General features: G+C 75.1%; 14 protein-coding genes and 5 tRNA genes. 11 read left to right on the top strand and 8 right to left on the bottom strand.

Translation table 11 applies throughout. The features are described 5' to 3' along the window. Nucleotides 1-70 precede the first annotated feature (70 nt). From ACIQUR_RS20180 to ACIQUR_RS20155, 6 genes are all read left to right on the top strand, one after another. Nucleotides 71-934 (top strand): MetQ/NlpA family ABC transporter substrate-binding protein, encoded by an 864-nt coding sequence (locus tag ACIQUR_RS20180; protein WP_403665889.1) that lies wholly within the window; start codon nt 71-73, stop codon nt 932-934. 188 nt (nt 935-1,122) lie between these two features. Further along, a complete protein-coding gene (locus tag ACIQUR_RS20175) occupies nt 1,123-1,761 on the top strand; it encodes a GNAT family N-acetyltransferase (RefSeq protein WP_403665887.1) in 639 nt (212 codons plus the stop codon). An 88-nt stretch (nt 1,762-1,849) separates the two neighbouring features. Further along, nucleotides 1,850-3,052, top strand: coding sequence for a precorrin-6y C5,15-methyltransferase (decarboxylating) subunit CbiE (gene cbiE / locus ACIQUR_RS20170; RefSeq protein WP_403665885.1), 1,203 nt, complete (start codon nt 1,850-1,852; stop codon nt 3,050-3,052). Between the two features lie 339 nt (nt 3,053-3,391). Next, nucleotides 3,392-6,853, top strand: a complete 3,462-nt coding sequence (gene cobT / locus ACIQUR_RS20165) for a nicotinate-nucleotide--dimethylbenzimidazole phosphoribosyltransferase (RefSeq protein ID WP_403665883.1) — start codon at nt 3,392-3,394, stop codon at nt 6,851-6,853. A 542-nt stretch (nt 6,854-7,395) separates the two neighbouring features. Then, entirely contained in the window at nt 7,396-8,640 is a 1,245-nt protein-coding gene (gene cobA, locus ACIQUR_RS20160) for a uroporphyrinogen-III C-methyltransferase (RefSeq protein WP_403665881.1), read from the top strand. 82 nt (nt 8,641-8,722) lie between these two features. Continuing rightward, complete coding sequence (locus tag ACIQUR_RS20155; RefSeq protein ID WP_403665879.1) at nt 8,723-9,541, top strand: TrmH family RNA methyltransferase; 819 nt, start codon at nt 8,723-8,725, stop codon at nt 9,539-9,541. A gap of 70 nt (nt 9,542-9,611) precedes the next feature. On the opposite strand, the gene ACIQUR_RS20150 is transcribed toward ACIQUR_RS20155, so the two are convergent. The 3 genes from ACIQUR_RS20150 to ACIQUR_RS20140 all read right to left on the bottom strand — a co-directional run bounded on the left by ACIQUR_RS20150 (nt 9,612) and on the right by ACIQUR_RS20140 (nt 14,501). Beyond that, nucleotides 9,612-12,419 (bottom strand): VWA domain-containing protein, encoded by a 2,808-nt coding sequence (locus tag ACIQUR_RS20150; protein WP_403665877.1) that lies wholly within the window; start codon nt 12,417-12,419, stop codon nt 9,612-9,614. A 23-nt stretch (nt 12,420-12,442) separates the two neighbouring features. Continuing rightward, the gene (locus ACIQUR_RS20145) at nt 12,443-13,210 is read right to left on the bottom strand and encodes a hypothetical protein (RefSeq protein WP_403665875.1); all 768 of its coding nucleotides are present in this window, start codon (nt 13,208-13,210) and stop codon (nt 12,443-12,445) included. A 70-nt stretch (nt 13,211-13,280) separates the two neighbouring features. Beyond that, nucleotides 13,281-14,501 (bottom strand): protein kinase, encoded by a 1,221-nt coding sequence (locus ACIQUR_RS20140; protein WP_403665873.1) that lies wholly within the window; start codon nt 14,499-14,501, stop codon nt 13,281-13,283. Nucleotides 14,502-15,092: 591 nt separating this feature from the next. On the opposite strand from ACIQUR_RS20140, the gene ACIQUR_RS20135 reads away from it, so the two are divergent. From ACIQUR_RS20135 to ACIQUR_RS20125, 3 genes are all read left to right on the top strand, one after another. Next, on the top strand, nt 15,093-15,257 hold the full coding sequence (locus tag ACIQUR_RS20135) for a hypothetical protein (protein WP_399947615.1): 165 nt from the start codon (nt 15,093-15,095) through the stop codon (nt 15,255-15,257). Between the two features lie 265 nt (nt 15,258-15,522). Continuing rightward, nucleotides 15,523-16,497: a phosphotransferase family protein gene (locus ACIQUR_RS20130; RefSeq protein ID WP_403665871.1), complete on the top strand. Its 975-nt coding sequence runs from the start codon at nt 15,523-15,525 to the stop codon at nt 16,495-16,497. Nucleotides 16,498-16,563: 66 nt separating this feature from the next. Then, entirely contained in the window at nt 16,564-16,839 is a 276-nt protein-coding gene (locus ACIQUR_RS20125) for a zf-TFIIB domain-containing protein (RefSeq protein ID WP_399947611.1), read from the top strand. A gap of 122 nt (nt 16,840-16,961) precedes the next feature. Here the strand turns inward: ACIQUR_RS20125 and ACIQUR_RS20120 are convergent. The 5 genes from ACIQUR_RS20120 to ACIQUR_RS20100 form a co-directional block, all read right to left on the bottom strand. Continuing rightward, nucleotides 16,962-17,036 (bottom strand) — tRNA-Val (locus tag ACIQUR_RS20120). 61 nt (nt 17,037-17,097) lie between these two features. After that, nucleotides 17,098-17,169: transfer RNA gene (locus ACIQUR_RS20115), tRNA-Val, on the bottom strand. A 22-nt stretch (nt 17,170-17,191) separates the two neighbouring features. Further along, nucleotides 17,192-17,263, bottom strand: a tRNA-Val gene (locus ACIQUR_RS20110). 1 nt (nt 17,264) lies between these two features. Beyond that, nucleotides 17,265-17,338 (bottom strand) — tRNA-Cys (locus tag ACIQUR_RS20105). A gap of 39 nt (nt 17,339-17,377) precedes the next feature. After that, a tRNA-Gly gene (locus ACIQUR_RS20100) sits at nt 17,378-17,450 on the bottom strand. 226 nt (nt 17,451-17,676) lie between these two features. On the opposite strand from ACIQUR_RS20100, the gene ACIQUR_RS20095 reads away from it, so the two are divergent. Both ACIQUR_RS20095 and ACIQUR_RS20090 read left to right on the top strand, forming a co-directional pair. Next, nucleotides 17,677-18,735 carry a chorismate-binding protein gene (locus ACIQUR_RS20095; protein ID WP_403665868.1) on the top strand — a complete coding sequence of 353 codons (1,059 nt, stop codon included), beginning with the start codon at nt 17,677-17,679 and terminating at the stop codon, nt 18,733-18,735. Beyond that, nucleotides 18,732-19,556 carry an aminotransferase class IV gene (locus ACIQUR_RS20090; protein WP_403665866.1) on the top strand — a complete coding sequence of 275 codons (825 nt, stop codon included), beginning with the start codon at nt 18,732-18,734 and terminating at the stop codon, nt 19,554-19,556. Before ACIQUR_RS20095 ends, ACIQUR_RS20090 begins: the two co-directional genes overlap by 4 nt. Nucleotides 19,557-19,591 lie beyond the last annotated feature (35 nt).

Genomic DNA, 19,591 nt, shown 5'->3' with positions numbered 1-19,591 from the left:
ACCTCCCCCCCTCAGCCCGCACTCGTCGTGCTCGGGCGCAGTCAGCACCACCAAGAAAGAGGCACTCTTCGTGCGCAAGAACATCAAGCTCACCGCCGCCGCTGCCGCCACCGCCGCGATCGCCCTCGGCCTCACCGCCTGCGGCACCTCCTCCGACCCGGCCTCCGCCAAGGCCAACGGCGGCAAGGAGGCCGCGGCCAAGCCCCTCGTCGTGGCGGCCTCCCCGAGCCCGCACGCCGACATCCTGAACTTCGTCAAGGACAACCTGGCGAAGAAGGCCGGTCTCGACCTGGAGGTGAAGGAGTTCACGGACTACGTCCTGCCCAACACCGCCACCCAGCAGGGCCAGGTCGACGCCAACTACTTCCAGCACAAGCCGTACCTGGACGACTTCAACGCCAAGAACGGCACGACCATCGTCCCGGTCGTCAACGTGCACCTGGAGCCCCTCGGCCTCTACTCCAAGAAGCTCAAGGGCATCAAGGACATCAAGGCCGGCCAGACCATCGCCGTCCCCAACGACACCACCAACGAGGGCCGCGCCCTCCAGCTGCTCGCCGCCAACGGCCTGATCACGCTGAAGGACGGCGTCGGCACCTCCGCCAAGCTCTCCGACATCACCGACAAGAAGGGCCTGGAGTTCAAGGAGCTGGAGGCCGCCACGGTCCCGCGCGCCCTGAACGACGTCGACGCCGCGGTCATCAACGGCAACTACGCCCTGGAGGCCGACCTCAAGCCCGCGAAGGACGCCCTGGTCCTGGAGAAGTCCGAGGGCAACCCGTACGCCAACTTCCTCGCGGTGAAGAAGGGCAACGAGAACGACCCGCGCGTCCAGAAGCTCGCCAAGCTCCTGAACTCCCCCGAGGTCAAGAAGTTCATCGAGGACAAGTACGACGGCTCGGTCACCCCGGCCTTCGGCACCCCCCAGGCCTGATCCGACGGTCCCTCAGGGGCCCCGCGCAGCCGTCCGGCGCGCGGGGCCCTTCGGGTGTCCGCAACGCGGACACCCGCCCATGCACTTCTCCCGGCCGATGCTGCATGCTGTGCCAAGGAGTCCCCCCAACTGGCCGCCTACGACACGGAAACGGCCCGGAAACCGGTCCCACTGGCATGGAGCTGCGCATGACTACCACCTTCCCGGACGTCTCGATCAGCACCGACCGGCTGGTGATGCGCCCCTTCGAGGAAGCCGACGTCATGGCGTTCACCGAGATGATGAACGACGAGCTCGTCACGGCCTGGACCTCGGCCCCCCACCCCTACACCGCCGAGGACGCCCGCGCCCGCACCCTCCAGCACGCGCCCGCCGAGCGCGCCGAAGGCCGCGGCATCCTCTTCGCCGTCACCGAGTTCCTCACCCAGCGCCTGGTCGGCTACGTCCACCTGCGGAACACGAACTGGCGCACCCGCAGCACCGAGGTCGGCTACGTCACCGCCCCCTGGGCCCGCGGCGAGGGCTACGCCTGCGAGTCCGTCCTCGCCGTGGCCCAGTGGCTCTTCAGCGACCAGAAGTTCGAACGCCTCGAACTGCGCACCGCCGCCGACAACACCGCCTCCCAGCAGGTCGCCCAGCGCATCGGTTGCATCAGCGAAGGCGTGCTCCGCAACGCGGGGATAGTGCGCACCCAGACGCAGGACGGCGGCTGGGCCGAGGTCCGCACCGACCTCATCGTCTGGAGCCTGCTCCCCGAGGACCTCGACGGCGTCGACGACCGGATGGTCGACGCGGGCGGATACGCCGGTTACACCGACTGGAACTGAGCCGATGACCAGGTAGTCTCACGATGCCCGCGCCGGTTGGTACGGACCGGCAGCCGCCGGGGGTGAGGACCTAAGGAGACTGACGACGATGGCCGACCGGGTCACGGTGATCGGCTGGGACGGCTCGCCCCTCACCAGGGCCGCCAGATCCGCGCTCTCCGCCGCCACCCTCGTGGCCGGAGCCGCCCACCACCTGGCGCTCCCCGAGATCCCGGAGTCCGCCGAGCGCGTCCGCCTCGGCAGCATCGGCCTCGCCGCCGGCCGCATCGCCGGCCACCGCGGCACCGCCGTCGTCCTCGCCGACGGCGACCCCGGCTTCTTCGGGGTGGTGCGCACCCTCCGCGCCCCCGAGCACGGCCTGGAGGTCGAGGTGGTCCCGGCCGTCTCCTCCGTCGCCGCCGCCTTCGCCCGCGCCGGGATGCCCTGGGACGACGCCCGGGTGGTCGTCGCCCACCCCCGTACGCTCCGCCGCGCCGTGAACGTCTGCCGCGCCCACCCCAAGGTCGCCGTCCTCACCTCGCCGGGCGCCGGACCCGCCGAACTCGCCCTGCTCCTCGACGGCGTCCACCGCACCTTCGTCATCTGCGAGGAGCTCGGCACCGCCAACGAGCAGGTCACCGTCCTCACCTCGGACAAGGCCGCCGACCACAGCTGGCGCGACCCCAACGTCGTGATCGTCATCGGCGGCGCGGGCAGCGTCGACGGCCACGACGGCGGGTGGCTCGCCGGAACCGTCGGCTCCGCCCGCGACCGCGGCTGGGCCCGCCCCGAACCCGACGCCACCGAGGGCAGCGGCGCCCAGCTGCGCGCCGCCCAGCTCGCCCGGCTCGGCCCCCGCACCGGCGACCTCGTCTGGGACATCGGCACCGGCGGCGGCGCCCTCGCCGTCGACTGCGCCGCCTTCGGCGCCGCCGTCATCGCCATCGACGCCGACCCACGCGCTTGCGAACGCGTAACAGCCGCCGCCCGGGCGCGGGGCGTACAGGTCCAGACCGTCCAGGGCCGCGCGCCGCACGTCCTCGAAGCCCTGCCCGAACCCGACGTGGTGCGGGTCGGCGGGGGAGGGCCCGAGGTGGTCGCCGCCTGCGCCGACCGCCGCCCCGAACGCATCGTCACCCACGCCGCCACCCGCGACGAGGCCGAGCGCCTCGGCCGCACGCTGGCCGAAGGCGGGTACGCGGTCGAGTGCGTGCTCCTCCAGTCCCTCGGGCTGGACACCCGCACCTGGGAGGAACACGAGCGGTCCGTGGTGTTCCTGCTCGCGGCCGAACGCGTGGACCGCGCCCCGTGATCCTGACGCCACGCCACGGGGGGTAGGCTGGCCGATCGTTGTACCGCACTGGGCCGTGTGGCGGAATCGTCCACCAATGTCCGGAGAAGGCGCCCCGCTTGGGCGCCTTTTGTGGTACGGCGAGGCCGGAGGGGACGCGCGACGTGGCGCAGTCCACAGCGGGCCGTGGCGGCAAGGGCTGTCACGGCGGCGAACGGACGCGACAATGCTTCAGTAGTCGGCGGGCGTTCGTGCCGCGCGGCGCACCCGCTCGTTCTTCATGACGGGCGCCGGGGTGTGCCGCGATCGGGCGCCCGGTGAGCTGATCGCAGAAGCACAACCGATGGGCGAGGGGTACGCATGACTGACACCGGCCAGGTTCCGGGCGAGGGTTTCCCGGAGAACGCGGGCATGGTGGATCAGCAGGGCGGTATCCCCGCTGCCGACCAGCACACCCCCGTGCCCGGTGCCTACGCCTTCGTCGACCCCGCCGACAACGGCGCCGAGGACGACGACATCCTGCTGATGCCGAGCGCGCAGGGCGCCTGGAGCGACCCGCAGATCGTGCCGCCGAACCCCTTCGTCCAGGAGCCCGCCGAGACGGGCACCTTCGAGACCGGCGTGTTCGAGACCGGCACCTTCGACACCGGCGCCGTCGCCTACGAGGCGGGCGCGCACGAGGCCGCGGGCCGCGACTCCGGCCACGTCGACCTCGGCGGCGTACGCGTCCCCCCGGCGGCCGCACCCGCCGCCCAGGCCGCAGGCCGCCGGCCGCTGCACATGGGCCCGCCCGTGCCGGACGCCACCGGAGGTCTCGTACGCTCCCTCGCCGACCGGGGCCCCGCCGCGCCGGCCGAGGCTCCGGCGGCCGCCGTGCCGCCCGTCCCGCCCGTGGCCGTCCAGCCCACGCCCGTACCGGTGCGGCAGCCCGGACCGCCCACCACGGGCCCCGAGTACCTCGACGTCCCGCGCACCGAGTCCGTGGTGCTGCCCGGCCCGCAGCTCGGCGAGATCCCGCCGCAGGCCGGCGCGCCGTGGGGCGACGGTGCCGCGCAGGTGACCCCGGTGGCCGAGCCCGCGCAGGGCCCGGTGGCCGCGCCGCAGCCGGTGGCGACCGCCCCCGACGCATCCCCGGCCCCTGCAGAAACGGTCGTCCCGGTGGCCGCGGCCGCCGCGCCGGAGCAGCCGGCCGAGCCCGTCGCGCCGGCCGATGCCGACGCGCCCGCCGGGGCTCCGGTTTCCCCGGTTTCCCCGGAGGCCGTACCGGCCGAGGCCGCCGCGGCCCCGGAAGGCGCCGTTCCGGCCGAGGTCGCCGCGGAGGTGGCGGCCGGTGCGCCCGCCGCCGACCCGGTCGCCGCGGCCGGGGTCCCCGCCGAGCCCGTCGCCGTGCCGGCCGCCGAGCCCGTCGCGGCGGAGCCGGTGGCCGCGGAGCCGGTGGCCGCAGCGCAGCCGGTGGCCGAGGCCGCCGTACCGCAGGCCGCCGAGCCGGTGGTCCCGGCCGAGCCGGTCGCCGTCGAGACCGCCGTCGTGGCGGAGCAGGGCGGCGCCGAGCCCGCTCCCGAGGCCGCGCCCGCGGAAGCGGTTCCCGCGGAGGCCGTCACGGCGGAGCCGGCGGCCGAGGTGCCCGCCGCGCCCGAGCCCGTGGTACCGCAGCCGGCGGCCGCCGAGCCGGTGGGCGTGCAGCCCGTGGCCCTGCAGCCGGTGGCCCCCGAAGCCGTGGCGGCGTCCGCCGACGCGCCGGCGCCCGTCGCCGCCCCCGAACCGGTGCTGGCCGACGTCCTGGTCTCCGGCGCCGTGCCGGCCGCCGTGCAGGCCCCGGCCGCCGCGGCCCCCGTACCGGTGGAGGCGGTCGTACCCGCCGAGGCGCAGCCCGAGCCGGTCGCCGAGCAGCCCGCGGCCCCCGAGGCCCTGGAGCCGGCCGAGGCCGCTCCCACCGAGGCGGCCCCCACGGCCTCCGCCGCGGACGGGCAGGCGGAGCAGCCCGCCGCCGACACCGCCGTCGAGCCCGCGGCCGAGACCGAGCCCGCGGCCGAGACCGAGGCCGGGGTCGAGTCCGAGACCGCAGCCGAGGCCGACTCCGTGGACCGGCCCGCCCCGGCCCCCGGCTACGCCGACGCCGAACGCGAGGCCGTCCTGCGCGTGATGCGCGAGCGCCGCGACATCCGCAACGGCTTCCGCACCGACCCGATCCCGCACGAGGTGCTCCTGCGCGTCCTGGAGGCGGCCCACACCGCCCCCAGCGTCGGCCACTCCCAGCCCTGGGACTTCGTCGTGATCCGCTCCGCCGACACCCGGCGGACCATGCACGAGATGGCGACCCGGCAGCGCGAGGCCTACGCCAAGTCGCTGCCCAAGGGCCGGGCCAAGCAGTTCAAGGAAATGAAGATCGAGGCCATCCTCGACACCCCGGTCAACATCGTCGTCACGGCCGACCCGACCCGCGGCGGCCGCCACACCCTCGGCCGCCACACGCAGCCGCAGATGGCCCCGTACTCCTCCGCGCTCGCCGTGGAGAACCTCTGGCTCGCCGCCCGCGCCGAGGGCCTGGGCGTCGGCTGGGTCAGCTTCTTCGACGAGCGCGAGATGGTTCGCGCGCTGGGGCTCCCGGAGCACCTGGAGGTCGTCGCGTACCTGTGCGTCGGGTACGTCGACGAGTTCCCGGACGAGCCCGAGCTGATGCAGGCCGGCTGGTCCAAGCGCCGCCCACTGTCCTGGGTGGTCCACGAGGAGACGTACGGGCGCCGCGCCCTGCCCGGCGAGGAGCCGCACGACCTGCTCTCCGAGACCGTCGGCAACATCCGCCCGCTGGACGCCAAGGCGCTCGGCGAGGCGTGGGAGCGCCAGAAGCGGATGACGAAGCCCGCGGGCGCCCTCGGCATGCTGGAGATCATCTCCGCGCAGCTGTCCGGGCTGTCCCGGATGTGCCCGCCGCCGATCCCGGAGCCGGCCGCCGTCGCGATCTTCGCGGGCGACCACGGCGTGCACGCCCAGGGCGTCACCCCCTGGCCGCAGGAGGTGACCTCGCAGATGGTCGCCAACTTCCTGGGCGGCGGCGCGGTCTGCAACGCCTTCGCCAACCAGGTCGGCGCCGAGGTGTGCGTCGTGGACGTCGGCGTCGCCGGCGACCTCCCGGCCACCCCCGGCCTGCTGCCCCGCAAGGTCCGCCCCGGCACCGCCGACATGACCGCCGGTCCCGCGATGTCCCGCGAGGAGGCCGTCGCGGCCGTCGAGGTCGGCATCGAGACCGCCCGCGACCTGGTCGCGGCGGGCAACAAGGCGCTGCTGACCGGTGAGATGGGCATCGCCAACACCACCGTGTCGGCCGCCCTGATCTCGGTCTTCACGGGCGTCGACCCGGCCGAGGTGACCGGGCGCGGCACGGGCATCAACGACGAGACCCACGCCCGCAAGGTCGACGTGGTCCGCCGCGCGCTCGAGCTGCACCAGCCGGATCCGTCCGACCCGATCGGCGTGCTCGCGGCGATCGGCGGCCTGGAGCACGCGGCGATGGTCGGCCTGGTGCTGGGCGGCGCGTCGCTGCGTACGCCGGTGATCCTGGACGGCGTCAGCGCGGGTGCCGCGGCGCTGGTGGCCCGTGCCATCGCCCCCGAGTCGCTGGCCGCGTGCATCGCCGGCCACCGCAGCGCCGAGCCGGGGCACGTGGCCGCCCTGAACAAGCTGGGGCTGCGCCCGCTGGTCGACCTGGACCTCCGCCTGGGCGAGGGCACGGGTGCCCTGCTGGCCCTCCCGCTGGTCCAGAGCGCGGCCCGCGCGATGCACGAGGTGGCCACCTTCGACTCGGCGGGCGTCACGGAAAAGTAGCCCCGCCGACTTCCGCTGCCGTGGGGGGTGCGGGCCGGTGCCGCTGCGCGGAGCCGTTTCCCCACCCCGCCCCTTCCCGAACCCGGGCTCCGCCCCGGACCCCGCGCCTCAAACGCCGGCGAGGCTGGCAGTAGCCCCGGGGGCCTATCCAGCCCCTCCGGCGTTTGAGGAGCTGGGGGTCCCCCCAGCGGTAGCTGGGGGAGGGTGCGGGGGCGGAGCCCCCGCAAGGGGTCCGGGCGCAGCCAGGGGAACGGAGGAAGGGCGGGTAGGGGACTCGCCCCGCAGGGCAACGACCCGCACCCGGCACGGGACCCGCACCCGGCATCGGACCGGCACCCGGCACGGGACCCGCACCCGGCACGGGACCGGCACCCCACCGCCCCCGGCAGGCCCCGGCAAGGGACCCGCCCCGCACCCCGCAGGGGACCCGCGCCGTATCGTGGACCCCGCACCACCGACCGGCAAACCCGCACGTCACCGACACGCCGCTCCAGCGCAGCAGCGGCGAAACAGGCCCCACCGCCACTCAGGAGCGCACCGTCATGGCCGAAACCCCCGCCTACCCCGTTGGGCTGCGCCTCACCGGCCGCCGCGTCGTCGTGATCGGCGGCGGCCAGGTCGCCCAGCGCCGGCTGCCCGCGCTGGTCGCGGCCGGCGCGGACGTCGTGCTGATCTCCCCGTCCGCCACGCCCTCCGTGGACGTCATGGCGGAGACGGGCGAGATCCGCTGGGAGCGCCGCCGGTACGAGGAGGGCGACCTGGCCGGTGCCTGGTACGCGCTGATCGCGACCCGCGACCGCGAGGCCAACGACCGCGCCTCCGCCGAGGCCGAGCGCGAGCGGGTCTGGTGCGTCCGCAGCGACGACGCCGAGGCGGCCACCGCCTGGACCCCCGCCACCGGCCGCACCGACGGCGTCACCGTCGCGGTGCTCACCGGCAACGACCCCCGCCGGTCGGCCGCGGTCCGGGACGCCATCGTCGAGGGCCTGCGCAACGGCTCGCTGGCCGCCCCCGCCCACCGCGGCCCGGCCAGGAACCCCGGCGTGGCGCTGGTCGGCGGCGGCCCCGGCGACCCGGACCTCATCACCGTGCGCGGCCGCCGGCTGCTCGCCGAGGCCGACGTCGTCATCGCCGACCGCCTCGGCCCCCGCGACCTGCTGGACGAGCTGCCGCCGCACGTCCAGGTGATCGACGCCGCGAAGATCCCGTACGGGCGCTTCATGGCCCAGGAGGCCATCAACAACGCCCTCGTCGAGCACGCCAAGGCCGGCAAGGCCGTGGTCCGGCTCAAGGGCGGGGACCCGTACGTCTTCGGCCGCGGCATGGAGGAGGCGCAGGCGCTGGCCGAGGCCGGCATCCCCTGCACGGTGGTGCCCGGCATCTCCAGCTCCATCTCCGTGCCGTCCGCGGCCGGCATCCCCGTCACGCACCGGGGCGTGGCCCACGAGTTCACCGTGGTCAGCGGCCACGTGGCGCCCGAGGACCCGCGCTCGCTGGTCGACTGGGCCTCCCTGGCCCGCCTCACCGGCACCCTCGTGATCCTGATGGGCGTCGACAAGATCGGCGCGATCGCCGCGACCCTGGTCGCCCACGGGAAGTCGCCGGAGACCCCGGTCGCCGTCGTCCAGGAGGGCACCACGGCCGCCCAGCGCCGGGTCGACGCCACGCTCGCCACGGTCGGCGAGACCGTGGTCGCCCGGGAGGTCCGGCCGCCCGCCGTCATCGTGATCGGCGACGTGGTCAACGTGGGCATCCCGCCGATCGCGGGCGAGCCGGCCACCGACTGACCGCGCCCGACCGAGTAACCGCGGGTAACAGATCTCGTACCCGGCCGTTGGCACCACACCCAGGACAAGGCAGTATCACCCTGTGGCTGATCTCATCACCGTCGAAGACCCCGACGACCCGCGCCTGCGCGACTACACGGGCCTGACCGACGTCGAACTGCGGCGCAAGCGGGAGCCCGCCGAGGGCCTGTTCATCGCCGAGGGCGAGAAGGTCATCAGACGGGCCAAGAGCGCCGGGTACGAGATGCGGTCGATGCTGCTCTCGGCCAAGTGGGTGGACGTCATGCGCGACGTCATCGACGAGCTCCCGGCCCCGGTCTACGCGGTCAGCCCCGAGCTCGCCGAGCGGGTCACCGGCTACCACGTGCACCGGGGGGCGCTGGCGTCCATGCAGCGCAAGCCGCTGCCCACCGCCGACGAACTGCTGGCCACCGCCCGCCGGGTGGTGATCATGGAGTCGGTCAACGACCACACCAACATCGGCGCGATCTTCCGCAGCGCGGCCGCCCTCGGCATGGACGCGGTGCTGCTCTCCCCGGACTGCGCGGACCCGCTCTACCGGCGGTCCGTCAAGGTCTCGATGGGCGCGGTCTTCTCGGTGCCGTACGCCCGCCTGGAGTCCTGGCCCAAGGGCCTGGAGACGGTGCGGGAGGCCGGGTTCAAGCTGCTCGCGCTCACCCCGCACGAGAAGGCCTCGGCCATCGACGAGGCGGCCCCGCACACGCTGGACCGGGTGGCGCTGATGCTGGGCGCCGAGGGGGACGGCCTGTCCACCCAGGCCCTGGTCGCGGCCGACGAGTGGGTCCGCATCCCGATGGCCCACGGCGTGGACTCGCTCAACGTGGGCGCGGCGGCCGCCGTGGCCTTCTACGCGGTGGCCACGGGCCGCCCGACGGGCTGAGCGGGTACGGGGCGGCGGGACGCCCTCCGGGGGCCGTCCCGCCACTTCGCCACCCGAAGGCGACGGCACCTCAGAAGGCCACGGCGCCCGACCTCACCTGCGCGAAGGCGTTCATCGCCCGGATGCCGGCGGGCGGCTGGCCGGAATCCGAGTAGGCGACGGCCTCGCCCAGGCCCTCCGCCAGCGCCTTGAACTTCTCCAGGGTCACGCGGTCGTTCGAGAGCTCCTCCGCGGGGGCGGCCGCCGCCACGTCCCGCAGCACCCGGATGTGCCGGTCGATCCGCCGCCCGGCGGCCACCCGGTCGTTCGCGTACAGGTCGTCGAGCGCGCGGTACGTGACCTCGCTGGTCCGCAGCCCCACCGCGTGCACGACCACGGTCTCCTCGGCCAGCGCCGCGCCCTCGCCCAGGGCGATCCCGCGGCTCCGGCTCTCCCGGGCGAGCGTGTCGGCGTACTGCACGGTCGCCGTGCCGAGCCCGTCCCCGGCCTGCCACCCTTCGGGCACCTGGACCTCCAGCACCACCCAGTACGTCTCGCCGTACGCCAGGTCGGGCGCGAAGATCCGGATCCCCTTCTCGTCGGTGATCAGGTCCGGCAGCACCTCGGTGCCGTACACCTCGCGGGCGGTCCGGGCGGCCACGGCGGCGTCCTCGAACACCCGGGCCCGCTCCCGCGGGTCGGTCACCAGGTCGTGCCCGTAGAGGTGCCACGGCACGACCCCGGGGCCGAGGTCGATGCGGAGCTGGATGTCGATGGCGGCGAGGTGGTCGCGCCGCTCCAGGTCGTCCAGCAGCCCGCCGGCGACCTGCCCGGGGCGGGCGACGAAGGTCGCGCTCCCGCCGGCGGTGCCCGCCAGCGCGGACAGCTCCGTCATCCGGGCGGTCGCGCCGAAGCCGAAGCAGGAGAGGGTCAGGTCGCCGCGGAGCCGCGCGGCCACGTTCCGGCGGATGGCCGTCCAGTTCCGCTCGCCGGAGTTCGGGTCGCCGTCCGAGAGCAGATACAGCCGGTTGACCGTACGGGCGGGGCTCGCCCGGCGGCCGGTCTCCGCGATCCCGTACTGCACGCCGAGGTTGATGTCGGTGCCGCCGCCGGCCGTCATGCCGGTCACCAGCTCGGCGAACCGCTCGGCCGGCAGATCCGCCTTGCGGGTGCCGGGGAGGAGGGTGGCCACCTCGGTGGCGAAGGTGACGATGCCCAGCGAGTCGGCGGGGCGGAGCCGCCGGTGCACCTCCCGGAGGGCGGCCTTCACCATGTCGAGCTTGGCCCCCGCCATGGAGCCGCTGACGTCGACCACGAAGACGAGGTTGACCGGGAGCGGTTCGCCGCCGGACGCCCCCTGGGCCGCGCCGGCCCCCGCCTTGAGGGCGAGCTCGACGAAGTGGGTGCCGGCCGCGCGGGCCCCGGACCCGGCGGGCACGGCGGCGATCCCGTGGCTCAGGGCGACGGCCTCGCCGGGGGGCGGGCCGGGCACCTGGCCGGCGCGGGGCGCGACGAAGTCGTCGAACCGGATCTGGTCCTGCCCGACCATCACCCCGTTCTCGATCAGCTCGGGCACCCCCAACTGGGCCCGCGTGCCGTAGGCGGTGCTGCGACGGATGAACAGCCCGTCGCGGGGGAGCGGCGACTCCGGGTCCCGGCCGGGCTCACTCCGGGCGGGCGGCACGGACGCCCGGTTGCCGGCGTCGCGGTAGATGCTGCGGGCGGAGCGCGTGGCGAGGTCCTCACGCTCGCCGGCCCGGTACGCGACCAGCCCCGCGGACCCCTCGGCGTGCCCGGTGAACGCCTGGTTGTAGTACGTCGGCCCCTCGTCCGGGGAACCGGCCCCCGGAGATCCGCGCAGCCTCCGTGAGGTCTCCTCGGCGACTTCCGAGGAGACCTCCTGGGAGGCCGCCGCCGGCGGGTGCGCGGCGGCACGGTCCAGTTCCGCCCTTTCGCGGTCGTGCTGGAGAGCCGTCTGCTCCAGCAGTCGCTCCACCCGCGCCTCCAGGTCCCGCTGCCGCTCGGCGCCCAGCTCCAGCGCCTCCCGCCGCGCGCGCTCCGCCCGCATCGCCCTCCCCTCCGCGTACCCGGTTCCCGCCCGCGTCTCCTCCCGCACCGGACCGGACTCGCCCGCCTCCCCGGCCGACGCCTCGTCCCCCTTGGCCCGCACCCCGCGCCCCGGCTCCGCCGGAACCCGCACCCGACCCGTCGAGTGGACCACCACCCCCCGCTCCAGCCACCGCCAGAGCGGGCTCCCGCGGCGGGGGGCCGGCCGTCCCTCCGCACCGGCCGCCCCCTCCCCGAAGGCATCGGCGTGGACGATCACGGTCACGCCCGGATCCCGGGGGTGGCGGTCCAGTTCCCGGGCGACGAACTCCCCGTACGTCGCCCGGTCGTGGACGACCTCGACCCCGGACGCCCCCAGGTACACCGCGTACCGGGCGCAGGCGCGCTCGCGCCTCGTCCGCTCCGCGGCCGGCAGCTCTCCGCCACCGCCGAACGGGTCGGCGACCAGCATCACCACCCGGCCGCCCGTCCAGTCGTCGCGGGCGGCCCAGGACGTCTCGGCGCCGTCCCGGCACAGCCGCAGCGAGGCACCCAGCGCGAGCAGCCCCTCCACCAGCTCGGGGCCCCCGCCGAGCAGGTCCTCCCGCAGCGTGCGGCCCTCCAGCACCGGCCGGACCAGCACCCCGGCCTGCGGGTGGCGGTCGAGTAACACGTCCACCAGTTCCGGTACCCGGACCGTCCGCGTGGCCAGTCGCAGCCCGCGCCGCCGTGCCGCCCAGCGGGTCCCGGACTCCGCCGCCGCGAAGGACGCCAGGTCGTCCCCGCCCGCCGTCCTCGGTACGTAGAACACGGTCGGGGCGCCCTGCCCGGCCTCCCAGAGCTCGTCCGTCATGCGCGTTTCCTCCGCCATCGATGTCAGCGCCCGGCCGGGCGGCCCTGCCGGACCGGCAGCGGGAAGCGGTCGTCCAGCTCGGTGTTGGTGCGGACGCCGACCCGGAACATCCCCTCGGCCCGCAGCCGGCGCAGCCACACGTCCAGCTCCGCGTCCCGCCCTTCGGCGGACGCGGCCAGCGCCTGCGCCCGGCCCAGGTCCGCCGGGTCGTGGCCGACCAGCAGGACCCGGATCTTGAGGGCGGTGGCGTGCGGGTTGCCCGGCTCCAGCTTCAGGGCCTCGTCCACGTACCCCAGGGCCGCCGCCGCGTTGCCGCCGGCCAGTGCGATCCGTGCCTTCCAGTACCAGAACTCCTCGGACTCCCGGTCCGTGCCCGAGCCCTCCAGCGCCCGCTCGGCGGCCGCGGGCTCCCCCTGGCCGAGCAGCCGCGCCACCCGTGCCAGGCTCCGCTCCTCCGGGTCGGCCCCGGCGGCGGTCCCGGGGCGCGGGGCCACGAACCGGCCCACCACCAGCAGCGCCGCCAGCAGGAAGAGCAGCAGCACGCCCACCATGACCATGAACTTCGTCGCCCCCCTGCCCTCCGCGAGCGTGGCGAAGAGGCCGAGGACCGCGATGGCGAAGGTGAGGGTGATCACGGCCGCGAACAGGACGGTGGCCTGCCAGGCCGGCAGCGTCCGGAACAGCTTCTGCCGGATCAGGTTCTGGATGAAGTTGCGGTAGATCAGGAACAGTCCGCCGAGGGCGACGCCCCCGACACCGGCGATCGCGCCGAGCACCTGGAAGTCCAACATGCCACGGACTGTAGGACCTTGGGCCATGGCGACGCAGGGATACGGCGGGAGATCCCCCGTACCGGGACGGCTAGAAGTGCTGCGCCGCCGCGATGCCGAGCGCCACGATCAGCGTGACCACCACGAACACGATCAGCCGCTGCCGCAGCAGCCGCCGGTCGGGTCCGGCGGGCCGCCGTCCTCCCGTGGTGCTCCGCGGCGCCGGCCGGCCGCCGGTCCGCGAGCCGGTACGGGGACCCGTGCGGCCGGTGTCCCGCCCGGTGTCGCGGCCGGCGCCCGGCCGTGCCTGCTCCGCGCCGCGCGCGGGGTTCCGGGTGCCGCTGGTGGCGCCGCCCTGGGGACGCGGGGCGGGCGTGCCCGCGGTTCGGCGCTCGGTGCGCTGGCGCGCGTACTGCTCCGCCAGCCGGCCGCTGGGCCGCTCCGGCTCCGTCCGCGGGGCCGGCGTACGCGCCTCGGGCAGCCCCTGGGCCTCCCGGGCGGCGATCTCCTTGAGCCGCATGGACAGCTGGAGGGTGGTCGGCCGCTCCTCGGGGTCCTTCGCCAGGCAGGCCCGTACCAGCGGCGCGAGCGAGTCCGGTACGCCGTACAGCTGCGGCTCCTCGTGCACGACCCGGTACAGCATCACCTCGGAGCTGCCGTGCCCGAAGGGCGAGTCGGCCGTCGCCGCGTACGCGAGGGTCGCCCCCAGCGAGAACACGTCGGTGGCCGGCGTCACGGCGGCCCCGCGCACCTGCTCGGGGGCGAGGAAGCCGGGCGAGCCGACCGCCGTGCCCACATGGGTGAGGGTGCTCGCGCCGGTGGCCCAGGCGATGCCGAAGTCGATGATCCGGGGGCCCTTGGGGGAGAGCAGGATGTTCGAGGGCTTCAGGTCGCGGTGCACCACGCCGGCCTCGTGCACCGCCACCAGGCCCTCGGAGAGCGCCGCGCCGATGGCCGCGATCTGCGCCGCGGACAGCGGGCCGCCCTCGTTGACCTTGTCGTGCAGGGAGGGGCCGGGTACGTACTGGGTGGCGAACCAGGGGCGCTCGGCCTCCAGGTCGGCGGCCACCAGGCGGGCGGTGCAGCCGCCCCGGATGCGGCGGGCGGCGGACACCTCGCGGGCGAACCGGGAGCGGAACTCCTGGTCCTCGGCCAGATCCGGCCGGATCACCTTCAGGGCGACGCGCTGGCCGCGCCGGTCGGAACCGAGGTAGACCACGCCCATGCCGCCGGCACCGAGCCGCCGGTGCAGCCTGAACGAGCCGACGACACGCGGGTCCTCGCGCCGGAGCCGCATCATCGCCATGTCCACCCCGCTGCCCGGTCGTCCTGTTGACGTGCCACAGCTTACGGACGATCCGCCATGTGTGCTCAGAGGCCGCGCCCTCGTCCCGGGATTCGATTGTCAGTACGGCGAGGGACACTTGAGGGTTGGTCAGATCGCTTCGCTCGAACACCGGTTCGCGTGGGGGAGTGGATCAAAATCCGCCGCGGCAAAGGGGATTGGGCCGCGCGGTGGTGCCGGCCGCCGCTTCCGGGGCGCACCGGCGCGACGCCGCGCGCGCGGACCGGCGCCCGCCCGGGCGAGCCGGCGGTCCGGGCGGCGGGGTGCCCGCCACCGCGACGGAAGTGACCGAAGTCACGCGGTCGCGGGGTGTAACCGGCCGGAATCCGGGATCCCCTCCGGGAGGACCCCGACTCCGGGAGGACGGTCTCCACCCAGGGGAGTACACGCGGGGGACCCCCGTCATCCTCCCGGAGGCCCGGGAATGGGTACGGAGGCATGAGGACTCGGGACGTCCGCGCTCCTAGTGTTGAGGACAAGCGGCGGGTGGAGCACTCGTCCCCCGAGGTCAGACACCCGCCGCTGCCAGACCAGGGAGAGAGGACCGAGGAGCGGGACATGGCGATCATCCGCACGCAGGGACGCAAGCCGTCCGGGACGCGCCACCCGCTGGTGGCCGCGGCCATGGTCCTCCCCCTCGCCGCCCTCCTCGTCGTCGTCTTCGGCGGCTGGGAATCGGTGGTGACACAGGCGTCGTCCGTGGGCGCGTTGCTGGGGCGCTGAGCGGCGCCCCGGGTCCGGGAGAGCGGCCCGGACCGGGACATCGCCCATCAACCCCGTGGGGACGGGGGTGCGGCGGACGGCTGTACGAGGGTGTCGGCGGTGACGGCTGGGGAGCCGTCGCCGCCGGCACCCTCGTGACGTCCCGGCCCCCGGGCGTCCTCCGCCCGGAGGGCGTTGGCCGCGGCACCGCGCCGGGACGCGCGTACGGGGCGCGGGAACACGTACGATCCGAGCGGCGACCGGGACCGTACGACTGGGGGCATCCGTGAACGCGCGCTTCGCGGCGGAGCTGGCCGCGCTCGTCGGCGGGGACGTCCCGCGGGGCCGGCCCGGCGTGCCCCGCCAGCACACCCTCCTCGCGGACCGGCCCGACGGCACCGTGGTCCGCACCGGCGGCGTCGTCGTCAAGGCCCACGCCCCCGGCACCGACCAGGCCGCCCTCGCCGTACGGGTCCGGCTGGCCGCCGCCCCCGCCCTCACCGGCATCCTGCTGCCCCCGCTGCCCGCCTTCGCCCGGGACGGGCAGCCCGCCCTGACCACCGTGCTGCGCGGCCGGGCCGTGTCCGCCTGGCCGCACGGCACCCCGGTGGACCCCGCGGCCCCCGAGGCCGCCCCCTGGGAGGACGCGGCCCGGCTGCTGGCCCGGCTGCACACCCTCCCGGCCGCCGCCCTGCCCGAGCCGCTGCCCCCGATGCGCGGCCCCGCCAAGGTGGCCCGCGCCCTGTCCCGGATGGCCGGAGCGGGCCCGCATCCCGACGCCGCCGCGGTCCTCGCGGCCGCCGCCCGGCTCCCCGCCTGGGCCCGCGGCGAGACCCCCGCGCCCCCCTCCGCCACCGTCTGCCACGGCGACCTGCACCTGGGCCAGCTGGTCCGGCACCCCGGCCCAGACGGCCCCTGGCTGCTCATCGACGTGGACGACCTCGGGCTCGGCCACCCCGGCTGGGACCTGGCCCGCCCCGCGGCCTGGTACGCCGCCGGTCTCCTCGACCCCGGCGTGTGGACCCGGTTCCTCGGCGCCTACCAGGACGCCGGCGGCCCCGCCGCCGGCCCCCGGGGCGCGGACCCCTGGCCCGAACTCGACGTCCCCGCCCGGGCGCTGACGGTCCAGACCGCCGCCCTCGCCATCGCCAAGTCCGTCGCGGAGCGGCGCGGACTGGACGAGGTGGAGCGCATGATGGCCGACAGTTGTTCCCGAATCGCCACACTCCCGCCGGACTTGGAGTCCGTCCTTCCGTCGTAGGGTGAGCGTCACGTCACCGGGCAGCATTCCGGGGACGACGTCCGACGGCGAGGAGTTGAGCCGATCATGCAGTGCCCGAAGTGTCACGCGATGATGCACACGTACAACCGCAGCGGGGTCCAGATCGAGCAGTGCAGCGGGTGCCGGGGCATATTCCTGGACTACGGCGAGCTGGAGGCCCTGACCCGCCTGGAGTCCCAGTACGGCCAGGTCCCGCCGCCGCCCGCGCCGCCCGCCTACCCGGCCGGCCAGGCGCCCGCCTGGGGAGCCCCGCAGCACCACGGGCACGGCCACGGACACCACCACCGCGGCGGCTTCGGCCGGATGCTGTTCTCCTCCTGACCCGCGGCCCCCGACGCCACTGCGGTCCCGGCCCGTCGTACGGGCGGCCGGGGACCGCGGTCCGTCCGCGGGCGCACACGGCCGAAAGCCCCGGCCGATCTGATCGGCCGGGGCTTTCCGGGTGGTGCGCGATACTGGGATTGAACCAGTGACCTCTTCCGTGTCAGGGAAGCGCTCTCCCGCTGAGCTAATCGCGCGGGACGATCCTTGCGGACCTGTGTGACCGTCGTCCGAAGACCGCAGGTCAGGCGTGCTGCGTGCGCGATACTGGGATTGAACCAGTGACCTCTTCCGTGTCAGGGAAGCGCTCTCCCGCTGAGCTAATCGCGCGGGACGATCCTCGCGGATCGAGTGGACGATACTGGGATTGAACCAGTGACCTCTTCCGTGTCAGGGAAGCGCTCTCCCGCTGAGCTAATCGTCCTTGGAGGTGGAGACGGGATTTGAACCCGTGTAGACGGCTTTGCAGGCCGTTGCCTCGCCTCTCGGCCACTCCACCACGGAGCCGCAGGGGTTCTCGGGAAGATCCCCCACTTCGAGCGGACGACGAGATTCGAACTCGCGACCCTCACCTTGGCAAGGTGATGCTCTACCAACTGAGCCACGTCCGCAGGTCGCCGGTGTTGCTTCCGGGGTTTTTTCCTTCGCTCCCCGGCGACGTGTTGAACTCTAGCGGATTCCCGGGCCAGCTCAAAAACGCGTTTCCGCAGCGTGCTGCGGCCGTTCACCGGAGCCCACCCGCACGGCCAGCTCAGCGGGGGTCCGGCCCGCCGCTCACCGGCGTCCCCGCCCCGCACCCACCGACGTCCCCACCCCACCCGTCCTAGACTCACAGCCGTGCAGCACCTGCCTCCCATGGCCCGCTTCGGCGGCCTCATCGCGACCGACCTCCGTGACGTCACGGGCGACCCCTCCGCGCTGGACTCGGCCGGCTTCTGGGCCGTGGCGGCCGACTTCGAGGGCCGCCTCGTGTGCGCGCGCTTCGGAGACATACGCCCCGACCCCGTCCCCGCACCCGTCCCGGGCGCCTGGCGGGGGCCCGAGCCGTCGTCCTGGACCTCCTCCCTGGACCGCGAGGCCTACGTGGCCGGCGTACGGGCCATCCGCGCCCACATCGCGCGCGGCGAGGTCTACCAGGCCAACCTCTGCCGCGTGCTGTCCGCACCGCTCCCCGGGGCCGACGGCGCCGACGTGGACGCCCTCACCGCCCTGCTGGCCCGGGGCAACCCGGCCCCCTACGCAGGAACGATTCGGCTCCCCGCGCACGGCGTGGAGATCGCCACCGCCTCGCCCGAGCTCTTCCTGCGCCGCACCGGCCGCACCGTGGAGTCCGGACCGATCAAGGGCACCGGCCGCACCGCCGAGGACCTCCTCCCCAAGGACCACGCCGAGAACGTGATGATCGTGGACCTGGTCCGCAACGACCTCGGCCGCGTCTGCGCCACCGGTTCCGTGACCGTCCCCGAGCTGTGCGCCGTGGAGGAGCACCCGGGACTGGTCCACCTGGTCTCCACCGTCCGCGGCGAGCTGGCCGACGGCGCGGGCTGGCCCGAGCTGCTGGCGGCCACCTTCCCGCCCGGCTCCGTCACCGGCGCCCCCAAGTCCTCCGCCCTGCGGATCATCGAGGCCCTGGAGACCGCGCCGCGCGGCCCGTACTGCGGAGGCATCGGCTGGGTCGACGCCGACCGCGGCACCGGCGAGCTCGCCGTCGGCATCCGGACCTTCTGGATCGACCGGGAGGCCCCCGGCGGCCCCCGGCTCCGCTTCGGCACCGGCGCCGGCATCACCTGGGGCTCCGACCCCGAGCGCGAGTGGGCCGAGACCGAACTGAAGGCCGCCCGGCTGCTCGCGGTAGCGTCGGGTACGTACCAGGCGAGTGAAGGGACCGTACGGTGAGGATCTGGCTCGACGGGCAGCTGCGGGACGCCGAGAACGCCCGGGTTTCCGTCTTCGACCACGGGCTGACCGTGGGGGACGGCGTCTTCGAGACGCTCAAGGCCGTGGACGGGGAGGCCTTCGCGCTCACCCGCCACCTGGACCGGCTGACCCGCAGCGCGCGCGGCCTCGGCCTGCCCGACCCGGACCTCGACGAGGTGCGCCGCGCCTGCGCCGCCGTCCTGGAGGCCAACCCGATGCCGCTCGGCCGGCTGCGCATCACCTACACCGGCGGACTGTCGCCCCTCGGCTCCGACCGCGGCGAGACCGGCCCCACGCTGGTCGTGGCCCTCGGCGAGACCACCCGGCGCCCCGACACCACCGCCGTGATCACCGTCCCGTGGGTGCGCAACGAGCGCAGCGCCCTCGCGGGCCTGAAGACCACCTCGTACGCGGAGAACGTGGTCGCCCTGGCCAAGGCACACGAGGCGGGTGCCTCCGAGGCGCTCTTCGCCAACACCGTGGGGCAGCTCTGCGAGGGCACCGGCTCCAACGTGTTCGTGGTCCTGGACGGCGAGCTGCACACCCCGCCGGTCCCCTCGGGCTGCCTCGCCGGGATCACCCGCGCCCTGGCCGTCGAGTGGACCGGGGCGCACGAGACCGACCTGCCGTTCGACGTGCTGGAGCGCGCCGACGAGATCTTCCTGACCTCGACGCTGCGCGACGTGCAGGGCGTCCACCGGGTCGACGGCCGCGAGCTGGCCGCCGCCCCCGGCCCCGTCACGGCCAAGGCCATGCGCATCTTCGACGAGCGGGCGGCCCAGGACACCGACCCCGCGTAGCGGGGGAGTCCGGGACCGGGCCCTCACGCACCGGT

It is taken from the genome of Streptomyces sp. NPDC101132, from assembly GCF_044759225.1.
Taxonomy (GTDB): Bacteria; Actinomycetota; Actinomycetes; order Streptomycetales; family Streptomycetaceae; genus Streptomyces.
This window is presented reverse-complemented; position numbering and strand designations above follow the sequence as displayed.

What these genes read in the sequence shown, in the direction of transcription:
- ACIQUR_RS20125 (WP_399947611.1), top strand. Translation starts at nt 16,564, where the DNA reads ATGCAGTGCCCGAAGTGTCACGCGATGATGCACACGTACAACCGCAGC.
- ACIQUR_RS20135 (WP_399947615.1), top strand. Translation starts at nt 15,093, where the DNA reads ATGGCGATCATCCGCACGCAGGGACGCAAGCCGTCCGGGACGCGCCAC.
- ACIQUR_RS20175 (WP_403665887.1), top strand. Translation starts at nt 1,123, where the DNA reads ATGACTACCACCTTCCCGGACGTCTCGATCAGCACCGACCGGCTGGTG.
- ACIQUR_RS20150 (WP_403665877.1), bottom strand. Translation starts at nt 12,419, where the DNA reads ATGACGGACGAGCTCTGGGAGGCCGGGCAGGGCGCCCCGACCGTGTTC.
- ACIQUR_RS20145 (WP_403665875.1), bottom strand. Translation starts at nt 13,210, where the DNA reads ATGTTGGACTTCCAGGTGCTCGGCGCGATCGCCGGTGTCGGGGGCGTC.
- cbiE (WP_403665885.1), top strand. Translation starts at nt 1,850, where the DNA reads ATGGCCGACCGGGTCACGGTGATCGGCTGGGACGGCTCGCCCCTCACC.
- cobT (WP_403665883.1), top strand. Translation starts at nt 3,392, where the DNA reads ATGACTGACACCGGCCAGGTTCCGGGCGAGGGTTTCCCGGAGAACGCG.
- cobA (WP_403665881.1), top strand. Translation starts at nt 7,396, where the DNA reads ATGGCCGAAACCCCCGCCTACCCCGTTGGGCTGCGCCTCACCGGCCGC.